The sequence below is a fragment of the Pseudomonas sp. HT11 genome (genome assembly GCF_044875395.1).
GTDB lineage: Bacteria > Pseudomonadota > Gammaproteobacteria > Pseudomonadales > Pseudomonadaceae > Aquipseudomonas.
Map to the genome: position 1 here is coordinate 4,533,806 of NZ_CP173217.1, position 17,411 is coordinate 4,551,216.

General features: G+C 62.1%; 19 protein-coding genes and 1 riboswitch. Of the genes, 5 read left to right on the forward strand and 14 right to left on the reverse strand.

Annotated elements, in window-relative coordinates:
• Positions 1 to 84 precede the first annotated feature (84 nt).
• Positions 85 to 408: a hypothetical protein gene (locus tag ABWL43_RS20925; protein WP_043293316.1), complete on the reverse strand. Its 324-nt coding sequence runs from the start codon at positions 406 to 408 to the stop codon at positions 85 to 87.
• A gap of 458 nt (positions 409 to 866) precedes the next feature.
• Between ABWL43_RS20925 and ABWL43_RS20930 the strand changes: the two genes are divergently transcribed.
• The 4 genes from ABWL43_RS20930 to ABWL43_RS20945 all read left to right on the forward strand — a co-directional run bounded on the left by ABWL43_RS20930 (position 867) and on the right by ABWL43_RS20945 (position 4,031).
• A complete protein-coding gene (locus tag ABWL43_RS20930) occupies positions 867 to 1,172 on the forward strand; it encodes a hypothetical protein (protein WP_242195657.1) in 306 nt (101 codons plus the stop codon).
• 443 nt (positions 1,173 to 1,615) lie between these two features.
• On the forward strand, positions 1,616 to 1,840 hold the full coding sequence (locus ABWL43_RS20935) for a hypothetical protein (RefSeq protein ID WP_106576426.1): 225 nt from the start codon (positions 1,616 to 1,618) through the stop codon (positions 1,838 to 1,840).
• Between the two features lie 278 nt (positions 1,841 to 2,118).
• On the forward strand, positions 2,119 to 2,601 hold the full coding sequence (locus tag ABWL43_RS20940; protein WP_106576425.1) for a hypothetical protein: 483 nt from the start codon (positions 2,119 to 2,121) through the stop codon (positions 2,599 to 2,601).
• Positions 2,602 to 2,747: 146 nt separating this feature from the next.
• Complete coding sequence (locus ABWL43_RS20945; RefSeq protein WP_145158929.1) at positions 2,748 to 4,031, forward strand: OmpP1/FadL family transporter; 1,284 nt, start codon at positions 2,748 to 2,750, stop codon at positions 4,029 to 4,031.
• Positions 4,032 to 4,095: 64 nt separating this feature from the next.
• On the opposite strand, the gene ABWL43_RS20950 is transcribed toward ABWL43_RS20945, so the two are convergent.
• From ABWL43_RS20950 to cobO, 13 genes are all read right to left on the reverse strand, one after another.
• Positions 4,096 to 4,644, reverse strand: a complete 549-nt coding sequence (locus ABWL43_RS20950) for a glutathione peroxidase (protein ID WP_404484069.1) — start codon at positions 4,642 to 4,644, stop codon at positions 4,096 to 4,098.
• Between the two features lie 150 nt (positions 4,645 to 4,794).
• A complete protein-coding gene (locus tag ABWL43_RS20955; RefSeq protein WP_404484072.1) occupies positions 4,795 to 6,003 on the reverse strand; it encodes an MFS transporter in 1,209 nt (402 codons plus the stop codon).
• Between the two features lie 54 nt (positions 6,004 to 6,057).
• Positions 6,058 to 6,462, reverse strand: coding sequence for a MarR family winged helix-turn-helix transcriptional regulator (locus ABWL43_RS20960; protein WP_106576421.1), 405 nt, complete (start codon positions 6,460 to 6,462; stop codon positions 6,058 to 6,060).
• Between the two features lie 42 nt (positions 6,463 to 6,504).
• Entirely contained in the window at positions 6,505 to 7,233 is a 729-nt protein-coding gene (locus ABWL43_RS20965; RefSeq protein WP_124418180.1) for an adenosylcobinamide-GDP ribazoletransferase, read from the reverse strand.
• Between the two features lie 2 nt (positions 7,234 to 7,235).
• On the reverse strand, positions 7,236 to 7,811 hold the full coding sequence (gene cobC, locus ABWL43_RS20970; protein WP_145158937.1) for an alpha-ribazole phosphatase family protein: 576 nt from the start codon (positions 7,809 to 7,811) through the stop codon (positions 7,236 to 7,238).
• Positions 7,808 to 8,863 carry a nicotinate-nucleotide--dimethylbenzimidazole phosphoribosyltransferase gene (gene cobT / locus ABWL43_RS20975; protein WP_404484076.1) on the reverse strand — a complete coding sequence of 352 codons (1,056 nt, stop codon included), beginning with the start codon at positions 8,861 to 8,863 and terminating at the stop codon, positions 7,808 to 7,810. Before cobT ends, cobC begins: the two co-directional genes overlap by 4 nt.
• Entirely contained in the window at positions 8,860 to 9,381 is a 522-nt protein-coding gene (cobU, locus tag ABWL43_RS20980) for a bifunctional adenosylcobinamide kinase/adenosylcobinamide-phosphate guanylyltransferase (protein ID WP_404484078.1), read from the reverse strand. The genes cobT and cobU overlap by 4 nt, the downstream gene beginning before the upstream one ends.
• A gap of 232 nt (positions 9,382 to 9,613) precedes the next feature.
• Positions 9,614 to 11,065 (reverse strand): cobyric acid synthase, encoded by a 1,452-nt coding sequence (locus ABWL43_RS20985; protein WP_404484081.1) that lies wholly within the window; start codon positions 11,063 to 11,065, stop codon positions 9,614 to 9,616.
• On the reverse strand, positions 11,062 to 12,051 hold the full coding sequence (gene cobD / locus ABWL43_RS20990) for a threonine-phosphate decarboxylase CobD (protein ID WP_145158945.1): 990 nt from the start codon (positions 12,049 to 12,051) through the stop codon (positions 11,062 to 11,064). The genes ABWL43_RS20985 and cobD overlap by 4 nt, the downstream gene beginning before the upstream one ends.
• Positions 12,044 to 12,952: an adenosylcobinamide-phosphate synthase CbiB gene (gene cbiB, locus ABWL43_RS20995; protein WP_404484084.1), complete on the reverse strand. Its 909-nt coding sequence runs from the start codon at positions 12,950 to 12,952 to the stop codon at positions 12,044 to 12,046. The genes cobD and cbiB overlap by 8 nt, the downstream gene beginning before the upstream one ends.
• Positions 12,949 to 13,599, reverse strand: a complete 651-nt coding sequence (gene bluB, locus ABWL43_RS21000; RefSeq protein ID WP_404484087.1) for a 5,6-dimethylbenzimidazole synthase — start codon at positions 13,597 to 13,599, stop codon at positions 12,949 to 12,951. The genes cbiB and bluB overlap by 4 nt, the downstream gene beginning before the upstream one ends.
• The gene (locus tag ABWL43_RS21005; RefSeq protein ID WP_404484089.1) at positions 13,596 to 14,987 is read right to left on the reverse strand and encodes a cobyrinate a,c-diamide synthase; all 1,392 of its coding nucleotides are present in this window, start codon (positions 14,985 to 14,987) and stop codon (positions 13,596 to 13,598) included. The genes bluB and ABWL43_RS21005 overlap by 4 nt, the downstream gene beginning before the upstream one ends.
• Positions 14,984 to 15,595, reverse strand: coding sequence for a cob(I)yrinic acid a,c-diamide adenosyltransferase (gene cobO / locus ABWL43_RS21010; protein WP_060756089.1), 612 nt, complete (start codon positions 15,593 to 15,595; stop codon positions 14,984 to 14,986). The genes ABWL43_RS21005 and cobO overlap by 4 nt, the downstream gene beginning before the upstream one ends.
• A 79-nt stretch (positions 15,596 to 15,674) precedes the next feature.
• Positions 15,675 to 15,925: riboswitch (cobalamin riboswitch) on the reverse strand.
• Between the two features lie 99 nt (positions 15,926 to 16,024).
• Between cobO and ABWL43_RS21015 the strand changes: the two genes are divergently transcribed.
• A complete protein-coding gene (locus ABWL43_RS21015) occupies positions 16,025 to 17,338 on the forward strand; it encodes a PQQ-dependent sugar dehydrogenase (RefSeq protein WP_404484093.1) in 1,314 nt (437 codons plus the stop codon).
• The last annotated feature ends 73 nt before the right edge of the window (positions 17,339 to 17,411 follow it).

The following is a 17,411-nucleotide window of genomic DNA, read 5'->3' on the forward strand; positions in this document are numbered from 1 at the left end:
ATACTGGTCCAGTCAAAAGCCATCGCCATTTCTGCCATCACCGAAAAAGAGCAAGGTTAACCAAGCGTGGGGCTTGAGGACAGCTCAGTCTTCGACCTGCCCCAGTTCGCGCTGGGCGCGGCGGTCGCCGGCACGGGCAGCCAGGCGCAACAGGTCATGGCCGATGCGGCGGTCGCGGGCGTTGCCGCACTCACGGCACATCAGCTGGCCCAGGCGGCTCTGCGCGGCAACCACACCTTCTCGGGCCGGTTGCTTGAGCAAGCGCCCGGCGAAGTGCTTGACGTTGGTGCTGTGCCCCAGGCGCGGGCTGTCGAGCAACCACAAGGCGACTTTCAAGGAGAAACGCTTGGGTGCGGTAACAGTCTGAGGGGTGTCGGTAACAGATGGTGATACTGAGCGAAACTTCATAAAGCACTGCGGGACAGAACGGAAGGCGCGCCACTCTACTCTTTTTTTCCTACAGGTAAAGCTGAAAAATCCCTGCACGCCCGTTCTAGAGCAAGCGCTTGGGACAATCCACAGAAGCTGTGGATAACTCAGTGGACAACCCACCTTTAACGCGCGCAAAGGCCCATGGAACGGGGGCCGCAGTCAAACTGACGATTTTTTCACCAATAAAAAAAAGCGATATTTTTCATTGACTTAAATTTTCATTGCAGGCAAATGGCGGCGCTTCCAGGCCGTTGACAGACGGGTTACATACCTCGCAACTAATGTGCACAAGTACCCACCCACTGGCTATATGGCGCCGGTTTTTTGCTTCGACACGTCCTAAAAATGTTACCGACAGGCCAAACCAGGCACTTTTCAAATCCTCGCCGGCTCGCCACACTGGCCCACTCCCACACGCAACCTACCAAGGCTCGATGAAAGGAATCCTCTTATTCGCCGTGTTGCTGCTGGCCATCTGTGTAACCTCATTGGCGGTCAATGCCGCGCTGCCCTCCCCCGACGGCGCGCTGTTTGCCATCGCCATCCTGGTATCAGCGGCGTTTACTGCCGTAATGCTGTGCATAGAGTTGAGTGAAGGCCGAATCAACGACATGCGCGAGGTGATGAATGTGATCGAGACCGGCCGGTCCTGGCGCTTGACCCTGGCGGCCTACGGACTCGGCTGCTCATTGGCCGCGGCGGCCACCGTGCTGGTCTACCGCGGGTTGTTGGGCGGCTGAATTAAGTTTTTTGGCTAGCACACTTCTCTTCCGTGTTTCAATCCGTTACTATCCGCGGCGTTAGTACCAAGCTGAAAGTCAATTCTGGTCGAACAACTCCCCTGAACAACACGGGATCGACCACCTCGATGGTTTCCAGGTATTCCTTGCGACGACACTGCCTTTGAACAAGCAAAGGGTGCCGCGAAGTTTCAATACTCTGAACGAACCAGCCTGCAAATTGATCAGGATCTTCACCCCGGGCCCAGAACCTTTGCCCCTGTTGTGTTGCCTGCCCTCCTAAGTACCTACCTGCCAGCCCAAGCGCGCCTAACTTATTAGCGCTTCAAACTGGCTGCTTTGTTCCAGTCGGGTTCTTCGTTTGATCAATGGTGATCAACGTTACTGGAACGTTTTAACGTTGCACGGTTCTTAACCGTGTCATTTGTAGGAACACCAATAATATGTCCGCTCAAATCCACACTCAGGATGCCATTCGCACCCTCACCAACGCTTTTGCACCAATGAACTGCCTGATCATGGCCGCTCGCAAAGGCTGCTTCAGCTTCACCCTGGTCAACGAACACGGCATCGCTCGTCACAGCGAACGCCTGTACCCCGATCAATACTCCAGCGCAGAGCCGCTGCAGGCCGTGATCGAGCGTACCCGTCAGGCATTGATTGCCTGATCGACCCGAGTCGCTGAAACCCAAAAGACCCTGCTTGAAACGCAGGGTTTTTTATTGCCCGAAATTCGGCTTTTGAGTACTTGCACTAAGTTCGAATAGATATAAACGTTATAACTAAATGAAGAAGATGTTTTAAAAACAGTCCTTTACATCACAAATATGACACTACACTTCAACTCAAGCGGCATGATCCGCTTGCGACGAGCCTGAGGTCCGATTCACTGCTGCCAAGCTCCCCTCTCAGGCTTCGTCGACCACTTCCATGGATTGAGGCTCGTATGGGTATCGCCGCCAGCGAATTGTGTCGTTATGTGATCAGGCCGACGTTGATTTATCTCGGCCGCCATAACCCGACAGCTGAATCCCTGCTGCTGGGCATTGCCGCCAGCCAATCGGAACTCGGCTCCGCCCTGCATGATCGGCGCGGCCACGGCCTGTACAGCATCACCGAACCTCGTCATCGCGCCCTGTGGGACGACTACCTTGCCCAAGACCCCGAGCGCGCCAGCCTGGTACGTGGGCTGGCCAGTCAACATGCATTCCTCAGCGCGCCCCAGCTTGAGCTGACCGTCAACCTGCGCTACGCCACCGCCATTGCCTGGCTGCTGGTAGAACAGCATCGTCCTGCCCTGCCGCCACCGGGTGACGTACTGGCCATGGCACGTATCTGGAAAGAAATATTTCACCCTCAAGGTCGGCTGCGGGATTTCACCCAAGCCTGGCAAACCTGTGTTTTACCCATGAATCAGGCCATTTGTTGATCAGGCGTTTTGCAAGATTCGGCTAAAACCTTCGAATCTGGTCGGATTGTCCTACAAAACCGCTCTATCTCCGACATTACGGCCTATAGCGCTAACTTAAAATTATTGATACTTTCCGCAGCGGTGATCACCACGGAGTTCTAATAATGAAAAAAGTAATGCTCAAGACCACACTTAGCCTCACCGTTGCCATGGCATCCTCCCAACTGTTCGCAAGCGGCTTTGCCCTGAACGAACAAGACGTCGCCGGTATGGGTACGGGGTTCGCAGGCCGCTCTTCTTCTGCCGATAACGCCAGCACTGTGTACGGTAACCCTGCCGGTATGGCCCGCCTCGAAGGCCAGCAGATTACCGGTGGTGTAGCCGCTATCGATGCCTCGACTGACATCAAAAACGCCAGCGGCCGTTCTTTCGGCAGTAACAAAGGCGACATGGTGCCCTTCACGGCGGTCCCGTTTGGTTTCTACACCAACAAACTCAATGATCAGTGGGCCGTCGGCGTTGGTGTTTATGCACCTTTCGGCCTGGTTACCGATTATGAGAGGGGCTTCCAGGGTCGCTCGTTCGGCAGCTACAGCAAAGTGTCGGTTATCACCTTGCAGCCAACCGTCAGCTACGCCTTCAACGATCGTGTTTCCATCGGTTTTGGCCCGACCATCAACCGTATTTCCGGCAAGCTGGAATCTGAGTTGGCTCTGTCGACAAACCCGGCTGTCCCGAATACCAACGTCACGATCAAAGGTGACGACACGGCTGTTGGCTTCAACGTCGGCGTGCTGGTACAAGCCACCGATACCACGCGCGTGGGCCTGACTTACCACTCCAAAGTCAGCTACAAGCTTGAAGGCCACACCGAAGTATCGGCACCGACCCCGACGGCTCCACTGCTGGCAAGCGGCCGCTACGATGCGTCGTTGAGCATTGATACGCCTGAGTCTTACGACCTGTCCGTGACACAGGACCTGAGCGATGCCTGGAAACTCTACGCCGGTTCCACCTGGACTCGCTGGAGCCGCCTGAAAGACATCACTGTCGACAACCAGGGCGTTACCCGAGCTGGCGGCCTGGTCGCTCCGCAGATCGTGGGTACCATCACCGAGCCACAGAACTGGCATGACACCTGGGCCTATGCCTTGGGTACTTCGTACCAAGTCACCAAACAAGTGGTACTGCGTACCGGCCTGACTTTCGACCAGTCGCCAACCAACAACACTGACCGTTCGCCACGCATCCCTACCGGCGACCGGACCATTTTCAGTGTTGGCCTGGGCTACGAAGTAATGCCGAACATGATCGTCGACGTGGCTTACTCCTACCTGAAGGAAGAGCCAGTCAAGGTCAACAAGACCAACGCACTGGGTTCGTCCTACAGCGCCAAGTACGAAAACAGCGCCAACGGCTTCGGCCTGGGTGTGACGTACAAGTTCTGATCCAACGCGTATAAAAAAGCCCCGCTCTCCTGCACAGGAGGCGGGGCTTTTTAATGGCCGGCGATCAGGGCTTCGAGGCCAGCGCTGCCTCCACCGCCTTGATCAGGTCCGGGCTGTCCGGCTTGGTCAAACTGGAAAAGTTGGCAATCACCTTGCCCTGGCGATCCACCACGTACTTATAGAAATTCCACTTCGGCGCGCTGGTCTGCTGCGCCAGAATTTTGAACAGGTGCACCGCATCCGGCCCCTTGACCGTCTGCGGCTCGGTCATCGTGAAGGTCACGCCGTAATTCACGTAGCAAACTTTGGCGGTCTCTTCACCAGTCTTGGCTTCCTGCTTGAAGTCGTCGGACGGCACGCCGATCACTTCCAGCCCCTGGCCCTTGTAGCGCTGATACAACGCTTCGAGGCCTTTGAATTGCGGCGCGAAACCACAAAAGCTGGCGGTATTGACGATGACCAGGGGTTTGCCGGCAAAGCGCTGGCACAAATCGATGGATTCCTTGGCCCGCAACTTGGGCAATTGCCCCTCCAGCAACGGCGGGCAACTGGCCGCCATGGCCAGACTGCCTACAGCCATCAGGACGGGTACAGCGAGCCAGCGCATCAGCATGTCGAAGGTCCTTGAGTCAGATCAGACACAGAACTTAACAGATCGACATCCCCAGTTGCATCAATGCCAGCCCGCCGTGCTGCCAGCCCCACCAGGCCAGCAGCAACAGAACCAGGCCTGCCGAGATCAGCAACCCTCTTGCCGTCAAACTCATGCCGCCTCCATCTGCGCCTGCAAGCGCGCCACCGGCCGCTCGCGCACCGGCCAGTTGAGGGCCGCAGCGAGCAGGCTCAAAAGAATCGCCACCTGCCAGATCAAATCGTAGTTGCCGGTTCGATCATAGACCACCCCGCCCAACCAGCCGCCGAGGAACGAACCGAGCTGGTGGAACAGAAACACAATCCCACCGAGCATCGAGAGGTTTCGCACGCCAAACAGCGTCGCGACAGTGCCGTTGGTCAGCGGCACGGTGGACAGCCACAGAAAGCCCATGGCCATGCCGAACAGGTAGGCCGTCACTTCGGTCACCGGCGCCCACAGGAACAGCACGATCACCACCGCGCGCAACAGGTACAGGCCGGTGAGCAAACGCGGCTTGGACATGCGCCCGCCGAGCCAGCCAGCGGTATAAGTGCCAAACACGTTAAACAGGCCGATCAACGCCAATACCGTGGTACCCACCGTGGCCGGCAGATGCTGGTCCACCAGGTACGCCGGCAAGTGCACGCCGATAAACACCACCTGGAAACCGCAGACAAAAAAACCGAACGCCAGTAGCCAGAAGCCGGAGTGCGAGCAGGCCTCTTTCAGGGCTTCACGCAGGGTTTGCTGGCCGACCATCGCCGGCAGCGGTTTGTCCTTGAGCATCGCCACCAATGGCAGAATCAGCGCCACCATCAGGCCCAACGCCAACAAAGCGGCCGACCAGCCCAGCCAGCTGATCAGGCCCAAGGTGCCCGGCACCATCGCAAACTGGCCGAACGAACCTGCGGCGCTGGCAATGCCCATGGCCATGCTGCGTTTTTCCGGCGGCACGGCGCGGCCGACCACACCGAGAATCACCGAGAACGAAGTGCCCGACAGGCCGATCCCAATCAGCAAACCCGCGCTGAGCGACAGCGACCACGCCGAATCCGACATGCCCATCAACACCAGCCCTGCGGCGTACAGCACCCCACCGACAAACACCGCCTTGGTCGCGCCAAAGCGGTCGGCCAAGGCGCCGGTAAACGGTTGCGCCAGGCCCCAGATCAGGTTTTGCAGGGCGATGGCGAAGGCAAAGGTTTCACGGCCCCAGCCAAATTCCATGCTCATCGGCGACAGGAACAGACCAAAGCCGTGCCGCACGCCCAGCGACAACGCCAGGATCAGCGCACTCCCCACAAGAACCCAGCCACTGGTGCGCCACATCGAGGTCATTTCTTATTCTCCGCTCGCGGGTATATACCCGCTTGTAGTCGAACAAACCCGCGCTCAGGCGAGTTCGTCCAGCAAGGCCAACAAGGTTTCACGCTTCTCGGCGCCCAACTGATCTATCAATTTCTGCTGCGCCGCCTCCCAAGCCGGCAACGCGGCAGCCAGGCGTTCTTCGCCGGCGACGGTCAACACCACCAAGCGGTTACGCAGGTCATCGCCCTCGACCAACTGCACCAAGCCCTCGCCCTCCAATACCCGCAGGTTGCGCCCCAGGGTACTGCGGTCCAGGCCCATGGCTTCGGCCAGGCTGGAAATGCTCGGTTGATCGAGGCGCTGCAGGTTACACAGCAAAGAATACTGGGCAACGTTGATCCCGAAGCCGTCGAGAGCGCCGTCGTAATGCCTGCTGACGCCACGGGCGGCACGTCGCAGGTTGGTGCATAAACATTGGGAGGCAAGCATGGAGCGTGTATATACCCGCGATTATGAAAATGCAAGAAAGTGTTACAGCGCCAGGCCGACCAAAACCGCGACTTCCAGCAACTCCAACAATGCGCCGGCCGTGTCACCCGTGGTGCCACCCAGCCGGTTGACCATCAACTGACGCAGCCCGATAAAGCACAGCGCAGCGAGTAAAACAGCGATCCCGCCACTGAAACCGCCGATCAGCACACAGGCCAGACCGCTGAGGATCAGCACCTGTTGGCCGACGATCCTGGGTAAATGATCCGACAGTGCCTGGCCCAAACCGCCTGCACGCACGTAGCGCGTGGTAAGGAACAGCGCCAGCATCGAAGCACGCCCGATCAGCGGCGCCAGAATCAGCGCCGTGCCGTTGTGCTGCTCGATCAAGGCCACCAGTGCGGTGAACTTGAGCAACAACACCAGCCCCAGAGTGACCACGGCAATCGGCCCGCTGCGCGGGTCTTTCATGATAGTCAGCGTGCGCTCGCGGTCGCCAAAGCCGCCGAGCCAGGCATCGGCGCTGTCCGCCAGCCCGTCCAGATGCAAGCCGCCGCTGAGCAACACCCAGGCGGTCAGCACCAGCGCCGCATGCAGCAATAACGGTGCGCCCATCAGGGCGGTGTTCAGGGCCCACAACAGCAGCCCGAACAGCAACCCCACCACCGGGTAAAACAGCAACGAACGCCCCAACTCCTGAGGCTGCGGCATGCCGGGCAGACGAATCGGCAGGCTGCTGAGAAATTGCAGGGCGATCCAGAACGCCAGCATCCTCAGACTCCTTCCTTCAGCAGACCGTCGGCCATCACCTGCAGGCTGAACAGCCCACCGTGGCCGACTTCGACATTCAGTAGCTGCTCACGCGGCAAACCGCGCGCCTGCGCCAGCAGCAGCCGCATCACGCCACCGTGGCTGATCAACAGCACGCGCTGTGCGGCATATGCCTGATGCAAACGTGAGACGGCGCCGAGAACGCGTGCAGAAAAGTCGCTGACGCGCTCGCCTTCAGGCGGTGTAAAGCTGTAGGGATCGGCCCAGAACCGGCCCAATCCTTCGGCATCGGTTTGCATCAGCGCCGCTGCGCTCTGCCCTTCCCAGGCGCCGAAGTGCAGCTCCTGCAGATCCTTTTCCAAGCTCACCGGCACCCCAAGCCGTGCGCCCAGCTCGTGGGCGAACAGCGCGCAGCGTTGCAGTGGCGAACTGACCAACCGGTCCCACGGCCCCTGCTTTGCCACGGCGGTGCGCATCTGCTCCCAGCCTTTGGCGGTGAGCGCGTCGTCCAGGCTGCCGCGCAGGCCGCCGCCCAGCTCGGTTTCGCCGTGGCGCAGCAGGTCCAGGTGCAAGGTCATGCCGGGCGGTCTGCCACGGCGGCTTCGGCGAACGTCGCCATCTGCCCGTGCAGCGCGCACGCCAGGCGCAACAACGGCACCGCCAGCGCCGCACCGCTGCCCTCACCCAGGCGCAGGCCCAGTTCCAGCAGCGGTTGCGCGTCGAGGCTGTGCAGCACATGACGATGACCGGGCTCTGCGCCGCGGTGGCCGAACACCAACCACTCCCGGCACGCCGGATTCAGGCGTGTAGCCACCAGCGCCGCAACCGTGCAGATAAACCCGTCCACCAGCACCACGATGCCTTCCTGGGCGCAGGCCAGATAAGCCCCCACCAACGCGGCAATTTCGAAACCACCCAGGTTGAACAACGTGTTCAGCGCGTCGTCACGTTGCGCCGCATGCAAGGCCAGCGCGCGTTCAATCACCGCCACTTTGTGGCTGACGCCCTGGGCGTTCAAGCCGGTGCCCGGGCCGGTCAGGTCGCTCACCTGGCAATCGAGCAACGCGCACGCCAAGGCGCTGGCGGCGGTGGTATTGCCGATGCCCATCTCGCCGCCGATAAACAGCTGTGCGCCGTTTTGCAATGCACGGTGCGCACTGTCACGCCCGGCTTGCAGGGCAAGTCGCCCTTGCGCTGCGGTCATCGCCGGGCCGTTGACGAAATTGGCCGTGCCGGCGCCAATATTCAGATGACGCACACCCGGCAGATCCAACGACGGCGTGACGGTGCCGAGGTCGACCACTTCCAGCTGCGCATTCAACTGCCGCGCCAATACGCTGATGGCCGCGCCCCCGGTGACAAAGTTGTGCAACATCTGGCCGGTCACTGCCTGTGGAAATGCCGATACGCCCTCTGCAACCACGCCGTGGTCACCGGCAAAGATGGCGATCCACACCTGATCCACCGCAGGTTTGACCTGGCCTTGCAAGCCGGCCAATTGCACCGCGATGGCTTCGAGCTGACCGAGCGAGCCGGCTGGCTTGGTCAGTTGCTGCTGGCGAGCCAGCGCGTGTTCATGCGCCGAAGTGTTCACGGCCTTGCAGGGGTTGAGCCACCAGGAGTCAGTCATAACGCAGTACCTTTCAAAGTCAGGGGCAGGCCGGCGACGGTCAGGACCACACGCTGACACCGCTCGGCCAAGGCTTGATGCAGCCAACCGGCTTCATCCACATAGCGGCGAGTCAATTCGCCCAGCGGCACGACACCCATTCCGGTTTCGTTGCTGACAAAAATGATTTCACCTGGCAGCGAGGCCAGGGTTTGCAGCAGTTGATCGCGCTCGAACGCCAGGCGTGCGGGGTTCTCCAGCATCAGCAAGTTGGTGAGCCACAGGGTCAGGCAATCCACCAGCAGGCAGCGGTCGTCGGCGGCGCTTTCGCGCAGTACACGCGCCAGCTCGATGGGTTCTTCGATCAGCCCCCAATGATCGGGACGGCGCTGGCGATGCAGTGCGACACGCTCGTTCATCTCGCCGTCCAGCGGCTGGCTGGTGGCGATGTAGGTGACATGCAAGCCACACTCACTCGCCAGCTTTTCGGCGAGGCGGCTCTTGCCGGAACGGGCGCCACCGAGGATCAGTTGATACATGGGAAGGCACCTGTGCCGGCCGGCTGATAGGGTGAGGCGGGCACTGCCCCGTGTGGGAGCGGGCTTGCTCGCGAACGCGGTGTGTCAGTCAGCCGATTTGTCACTGAAGCACCCCATTGGCGAGCAAGCCCGCTCCCGCTGCTGAGGTGAGGTGCATCAGTTGAACCGGGGTTGGCTGGCCGGGCGCCATCGCAGGCGGGCCGGCGCCTGCTGGGGGATTGGGTGTACACCGTCAGATCCCGCATAGCTTGCGCAACAGTTCGGTGTCCAGATGGTGCTCCACCAGGTCCGCCAGGCGCTCAATATCGCGCTCGCGCAGGGCGTGGTAATCCACCTCTTGCACATCCTGCAGCCCGGCCCAGCGCAGTAACGCACTGCACGCCGCCGGAGTCTCGAACACGCCGTGCAGATACGTGCCAAGAATCTGACCGTCTTCACTCAGGGCACCGTCACTGCGGCCGTCATCCAACAGCACGGCGGCGTTCGACAGGGCACTGCCGGCGGTCACGCCCGCATGGATTTCATAACCACTGACTTCGGCATTTTCCAGCAGCAACCGTCCGCGCACATTGCGCAATTGTTTCTCCTGTTCCAGCGTCGTGCTGAACGCCAGCAACCCCAGGGCGTCGCTGGAACCGGCCAACCCTTCCAGGCCGAGCGGGTCATGCACCTGCTCGCCGAGCATCTGCAGCCCGCCGCAAATCCCCAGCACCTTGCCGCCATAGCGCAAGTGCCGCGCAACGGCAGTGTCCCAGCCGTTGGCGCGCAAATAGGCCAGATCGCTGCGCACGCTTTTGGAGCCCGGCAGGATGATCAGGTCGGCAGCCGGAATGGCCTGGCCAGGGCCGATAAACTGTAAATCCACCTGGGGATGCAAACGCAGCGGGTCAAAATCCGTGTGGTTGCTGATGCGCGGCAACACCGGCACCACCACCTTGAGTACTTGGGCGGCCTTGTCGATCTGGCGCTGGTCGATGCCGTCTTCGGCCTCCAGGTGCAGGTCCATCACGTAGGGCAGCACGCCCACTACCGGCTTGCCGGTGTGCGCCTCGAGCCAATCGAGCCCCGGCTGCAACAGTGCGATATCACCGCGAAAGCGATTGATAATGAAGCCTTTGACCCGCGCCTGCTCGGTCGGCGACAGCAGTTGGAGGGTGCCGACCAGATGCGCAAACACCCCGCCGCGATTGATATCGGCGATCAGCAGCACCGGGCAATCCACGGCCTCGGCGAAACCCATATTGGCAATGTCATTGGCGCGCAGGTTGATTTCCGCCGGGGAGCCCGCGCCTTCCACCATCACCACCGGGTAGGCCTCGCTCAACCGTGCATGGGAGGCGAGCACCGCCTGCATCGCAATGGCTTTGTAGTCGTGATAGGCCACGGCGTTCATGCTGGTCACGGCACGGCCATGGATAATCACTTGGGAGCCGGTGTCACTGTTGGGCTTGAGCAGCACCGGGTTCATGTCGGTGTGCGGCGCCAGATTCGCGGCCTGGGCCTGCACGGCCTGGGCGCGGCCGATCTCGCCGCCCTCAGCGGTGACGGCGCTGTTGAGCGCCATGTTCTGCGGTTTGAACGGCACCACGCCAATGCCTTGGCGTACCAGCCAACGGCACAGCGCGGTCACCAGCGTGCTCTTACCGGCGTCAGACGTGGTGCCTTGCACCATCAGCGTACTCATGCGGCGTCCTTGTAAGCGGCCAGGGCCTCATCGAGTCGCAACCAATCGGCCTCCGTGTCGGGCAGACCGAAGCGCAGGCTGCTGTCGTGGACAAACAGGCGCAGCAGGATGCCGCGTTGGGCCATGAATTCGTGCAGGCGTTCGGCGTGTGGGGTGATCAGCCATTGGAACAACGCGCAACCGCCCTTAGGCTCAAAGCCGTGGCGCTCAAGCAGCGCAAACAAGCGCTGGCCAGCCTCGATACAGCGATGACGCTGTTCGGCATGCCCGGCCGTATCGCGCAGGCACACCTGGCCAAGCACCCGTGTCGGCCCACTGACTGCCCACGGGCCGAGCTGTTCGGCCAACAACTTGAGCAGCTTGCGTTCCGCCAGCACAAAGCCCAGGCGCACACCGGCCAGGCCGAAGAACTTGCCGAATGAGCGCAACACAATCAGGCCGACTTGATGGGCCTGGCTGGCGAGGCTCAATTGCGGGGTCACGTCCATAAACGCTTCGTCCACCACCAGCCAGCCGCCGCGCTGGGCCAGCCGTGAGTGCCAGTCGAGCAGGCGCTGCGGCGGCAGACTCAGGCCGGTGGGGTTATTTGGATTGACCACCACCAGCACGTCGAGGCCGTCGAGAAAAAAGTCGACTTCCTGCTCCTGCACTTCGCGCACCACGTAACCGGCGCGGCGCCAGGCTTCGGCGTGTTCGGCATAACACGGCGACAACACGCCGACCTTGCCGGAGCGGCGCAAACGCGGCAGCAACTGGATCGCCGCCTGGGAACCCGCCACCGGCAACACGTGGGCGGCGCCGTAGTACTCGCTGGCGGCCTTTTCCAGGCCGTCGTCGGTTTCCGGCAATCGCGCCCAGGCCCGCAGCGGAATCTCGGGAATCGGCCACGGCCAGGGCGCCAGGCCGCTGGACAGGTCGAGCCAGTCCGCCTCGGCAATCCCGTACTGAATCACTGCCCTGCGCAGCCGGCCACCGTGCTCAAGCATAAAATTGCGCCCCCGCGCACAGGATCAACAGCCATAACCATACGCCGCGCTGCACCAGTTGCCAGCCACGGTCGATGGCGTCGGCATCGGCCGCCGGGCCTTCGCCCAACTGCGCACGCTGATGCAGCTCGCCGTGATAAATCGCCGCGCCGCCCAATTCAACACCCAAAGCGCCCGCACCGGCCGCCATCACCGGCCCGGCGTTGGGGCTGTCCCAGGTCGGCGCCTGGGTGCGCCAGCATTTAAGCGCCAGGCGGGTTTTGCCGAGTACCGCGTAGGTCAACGCCACCAGACGCGCAGGAATGTAGTTGAGCACATCGTCGATTTTTGCCGCCGCCCAGCCGAAACGCTCAAAGCGCTCGTTGCGATAACCCCACATGGCATCGAGGGTGTTGCTCAAGCGATAAAGCACCACGCCGGGCACGCCGGCCACGACAAACCAGAACAGCGCGGCGAACACCGCATCGCTGCCGTTCTCGAGCACCGATTCAGTCGCGGCGCGCGCGACTTCGGTGCTATCCAGTTCGCTGGTCTGACGGCTGACGAGGTAGCTCACGCGTTTACGCGCTTCATCCAGGTCGCCACTGCGCAACGCCTGGGCGACGGGAATCACGTGCTCGCCAAGGCTGCGCATGCCCAGCGCCAAGTACAGCGCCAGAATCTCCAGCACCCAGCCGATATACGGCGCCCACGACAACAGAGTGGCCAACAACGTCAGCGGCACCACCGCGATAAACCATGCGGTCACGCCGTGGCTGCGCCACCCGCGGCCGCCGCTGTTGAAACGTTTTTCGATGCGCCCGGCAAAGTTGCCGAACGCCACCAGCGGATGCCAGCGCCTGGGCTCGCCCAGCAGCGCATCCAGCGCCACCGCAGCGACACACAGCAAGGCCACACTCATTGACTCACTCCCCACACATTCTCATACACCATGTCACTCAGCGGCCGTGGTTCGGTCCAGCCTTCGAGTTGCAACATCGGTGCCGGGTAGAACTCGGCCACCGGGCCCAGGCACAACACGGCCAGGGGCTTTGCACCCGCCGGCAACCCCAGCAGGTCGGCCAGGGCCTGGGGTTCGAACAACGAAACCCAGCCCATCCCAAGGCCTTCGACGCGGGCGGCCAGCCACAGGTTCTGGATTGCACAGGATAACGAGGCCATGTCCATTTCCGGCAAGGTGCGCCGGCCAAAGATGTGGCGCTCGCGATCATCCATCAGCGCAGCCACCAGCACTTCGGCGCAGTCGTGGATGCCTTCGACCTTGAGCTTCATGAAGTCGTCGGAGCGCTGGCCCAGGGCCTCGGCGGTGCGCACGCGCTCTTCTTCCACCAGTTGCTGGATTTGGCCGCGCAGGGCGCGGTCGCTGATGCGGATGAATCGCCACGGTTGCATCAAGCCGACGCTGGGCGCCTGGTGTGCGGCCTGGAGCAGGCGTTGCAGCAACTCGGGGGACACGCTGCCGCCGGTGAAGTGGCGCATGTCACGGCGTTCGGCGATGGCGCGGTAGACGGCCTGGCGTTCGGCTTCGGGGAAGGCGTTGTCAGTCATGGCCCTATCGCGGGCAAGCCCGCTCCCACATTGGATTGAGTTTCAACTTGGTCAGTTGTGGGAGCGGGCTTGCCCGCGATAGCGGTCTCAGGGCCAGGCGCAAACAATGCCGCCACCGCCGCCGGGTTGGAGGGGAAGTAAAAGTGCACGTAGGAAGCCGTCATCCGCCCCTGCCTGTAAACCGCTTCGGCACCACGCCCGCCGTTAGGGCTCAAGCCTCGGGCGATCGGCTGCCACTCGGTGCTGGTCAGCGAATGGTGATAGGTATGGCCGCGCAGCACGCCTTCCGGCAACTCGACACTTTGCAAAGCCAGCGCCGCCAGCTTCTTTTGCATCACCGCGTCGCCCTGCAGCAGGCCAACCAATTCGGCACGGTTGCCGTCGACATCGGTCAGCGAGTCCAGCAGGTAGAGCATGCCGCCGCACTCGGCGAGCAAGGGTTTGCCCGCCGCGTGATGCGCGCGAATGGCGTTAAGCATCGGGGTGTTTTCCGACAGCGCCTGGTGGTGCAATTCCGGATAACCACCGGGCAGATAGAGGCTGTCGGCCTCAGGCAATTGGCTATCGTGAATCGGCGAGAAGAAGCGCAACTCGGCGCCCATCGCGCGCAGCAGGTCGAGGCTTGCACCGTAGGTAAACGCAAAGGCTTCGTCGCGGGCCACGGCGATACGCACGCCCGCCAGCAGCGGCTCGGCCTCGATCACTTCGGGCGCGGCGAACGTCACCGGTGGCGGCACGGCGACTTCGCAGCTGCTGCCCAGGGCTTGGGCGGCGGCGTCCAGGCGCATATCGAGGTCATTCAATTCGCTGGCTTGCACCAGGCCCAGGTGGCGGCTGGGCAACTCGATGCCGGTTTCACGCGACAACGCACCGTACCAGCGCAGGCCTTCAGTGAGGCTGCCTTCAAGCAATTGCGCATGGCGTAGGGTGCCAACGCGGTTGGCCAGCACGCCGGCGAACGGCAGGTCCGGCTGATAACGCGCCAGGCCCAAGGCCAGCGCGCCGAAGGTCTGGGCCATGGCGGTGCCGTCGATCACGCCCAGCACCGGCACACCAAAGTGCCGCGCCAGGTCGGCGCTGGAAGGCGTACCGTCGAACAGGCCCATCACGCCTTCGATCAGGATCAGGTCAGCCTCGCCGGCCGCTTCCCACAGCAAACGGCGACTTTCCTGCTCGCCGACCATCCACATGTCCAACTGGTACACCGGCGCACCGCTGGCGCGCTCGTGAATCATCGGGTCGAGAAAGTCCGGCCCGCACTTGAACACGCGCACCTTGCGCCCCAGGTTGCGGTGCAAACGGGCGAGCGCGGCGGTGACGGTGGTTTTGCCCTGGCCGGATGCCGGTGCGGCGATCAGTACGGCCGGGCAATGACGGGGCTGATTCAAAGTTCGACGCCCTTCTGTGCCTTGATACCGGCCTGGAACGCGTGCTTGAGCATGCCCATTTCAGTGACGGTGTCGCCCATTTCGATCAACTCGGGCTTGGCGCCACGGCCGGTGACCACCACGTGCTGCATCGGCGGGCGGGCTTGCAGGTCGCTGAGTACCTGGTCCAGGTCGAGGTAGCCGTGCTTGAGGGCGATGTTCAGTTCATCCAGCACCACAAGGCCGATGGAAGGGTCTTGCAGCATTGCGCGGGACACCGCCCAGGCGGCTTCGGCGGCGGCGATGTCGCGCTGGCGGTCCTGGGTTTCCCAGGTAAAGCCTTCGCCCATCACGTGAAAGCGCACTTGCTCGGGGAAGCGGCGGAAGAACAGCTCCTCGCCGGTGCTGTTGCGCCCCTTGATGAATTGCACCACGCCGCACTGCATGCCGTGGCCCATGGCACGGGCAAGCATGCCAAACGCCGAGCTGCTTTTGCCTTTGCCGTTGCCGGTCAATACCAGCAGCAAGCCGCATTCGTTCGGGGAGTTAGCGATGCGCTCGTCGATCACGGCTTTTTTGCGCAGCATGCGCGCCAGGTGGCGTTCGTCGCGGTCGGGGGAATCGGTCATGGCAGCTCTCCGTTGGGGCTGGACAAAAAACGGCGGGCAGGAAAATAGACAAACAGACAGCCAAGCATCGCCCACCGTGATGCTGTTGGATGATCCAGGCCGGTCTCCGGACTCATGAGTGGCGCTTGCTCAGCGAGCGAGCAGGCCGACGGCGCGCCTTCCCATATCACGCGGATACAGTGGCAAAAGGCACCGTTTTGACTCATTTACCGTTGCGGGGGCAGCGCCGGAATCGCGGCAGCACTGTGTACAAGTGCGCTCACTCACCGGCTTCCCTGTTTCACTCTGTCGACCCACAGGTCACAGAGCACCTGGAACAAGCCGCGAAGGTTAGTGGGTTGGGGGTGGAGCGTCAATTAAAGCCGGCCTTGCACTTGAACGATCGGACCGGCAAACGCCTCTACCCTTACAGGTATCAAGGAGAAAACCATGCATAAAACCAGACTTGCCTTACTGATCATGCTCGCAGGCACCCTCGCCGCCTGCGGTGAAAGCTCTACCCTGCAGGTGTCCGACGGCACCGGGCCTGCGCCCAAGCTGCCGGAGCCGAACAAAACCCTGATCCCCACCGTAAACATTGCCCCGGCGATTGGCTGGCCAGACGGCGCGAAGCCTACGGCCGCCGCCGGCACTCAGGTCGCGGCGTTTGCAGAAGGCCTGGATCACCCGCGCTGGTTGTATGTATTGCCCAACGGCGACGTGCTGGTGGCAGAAACCAACGCGCCGCCCAAGCCGGATGACGCCAAGGGCATTCGCGGCTGGGTGATGGAGAAGGTCATGGGGCGCGCCGGTGCGGCCGTGCCGAGCCCGAACTGCATCACCCTGCTGCGCGATGCCGATCACGATGGCGTGGCCGAGACCCGCACCGTGTTCCTGGAGAACCTCAACTCGCCGTTCGGCATGACCCTGGTCGGCAACGACCTGTACGTGGCGGACTCGGACAAACTGCTGCGCTTCCCCTATCAACCGGGCGAAACCGCGATCAAGGCCGCCGGCACCACGGTGGTTGACCTGCCGGGCGGCAGCATCAACCACCACTGGACGAAAAACGTGGTGGCCAGCAAGGACGGCAGCAAGCTGTACGTGAGTGTTGGCTCCAACAGCAACGTCGGCGAAAACGGCCTGGCAGCCGAAGAAGGCCGCGCGGCGATCTGGGAAGTCGACCGCGCCACAGGCCAGCACCGGATTTTCGCCTCCGGCCTGCGCAACCCCAACGGCATGGCCTGGGAACCGCAGAGCGGCAAGCTGTGGACGGCGGTGAATGAGCGCGACGAGATCGGCAGCGACCTGGTGCCGGACTACATCACGTCGGTCAAGGATGGCGCGTTTTATGGCTGGCCATTCAGCTACTACGGGCAACACGTGGATGTGCGCGTCACGCCGCAGAACCTGGACCTGGTCGCCAAGGCCATCGCTCCGGACTATGCCGTGGGGCCGCACACCGCATCATTGGGCCTGACCTTCGCCGAGGGCAGCAAACTGCCGGCGCAGTTCAGCAACGGCGCGTTTATCGGCCAGCACGGTTCGTGGAACCGCAAACCGCACAGTGGCTACAAGGTGATCTTCGTGCCGTTCGAAGGCGGCCAACCCAAAGGCCAGCCGGTGGATGTGCTGACCGGGTTTCTCAACAGCGATGAGAAAGCCATGGGCCGACCGGTCGGCGTGGTGATTGATCAGCAGGGAGATTTGCTGGTGGCCGATGACGTGGGGAATAAGGTGTGGCGGGTGTCGGCAGTCAAATAGCCGATCCCGGGTACAGCCTAAAACCAATGTGGGAGCGGGGTTGCCCGCTCCCACATTGGGATCTGCACTCACC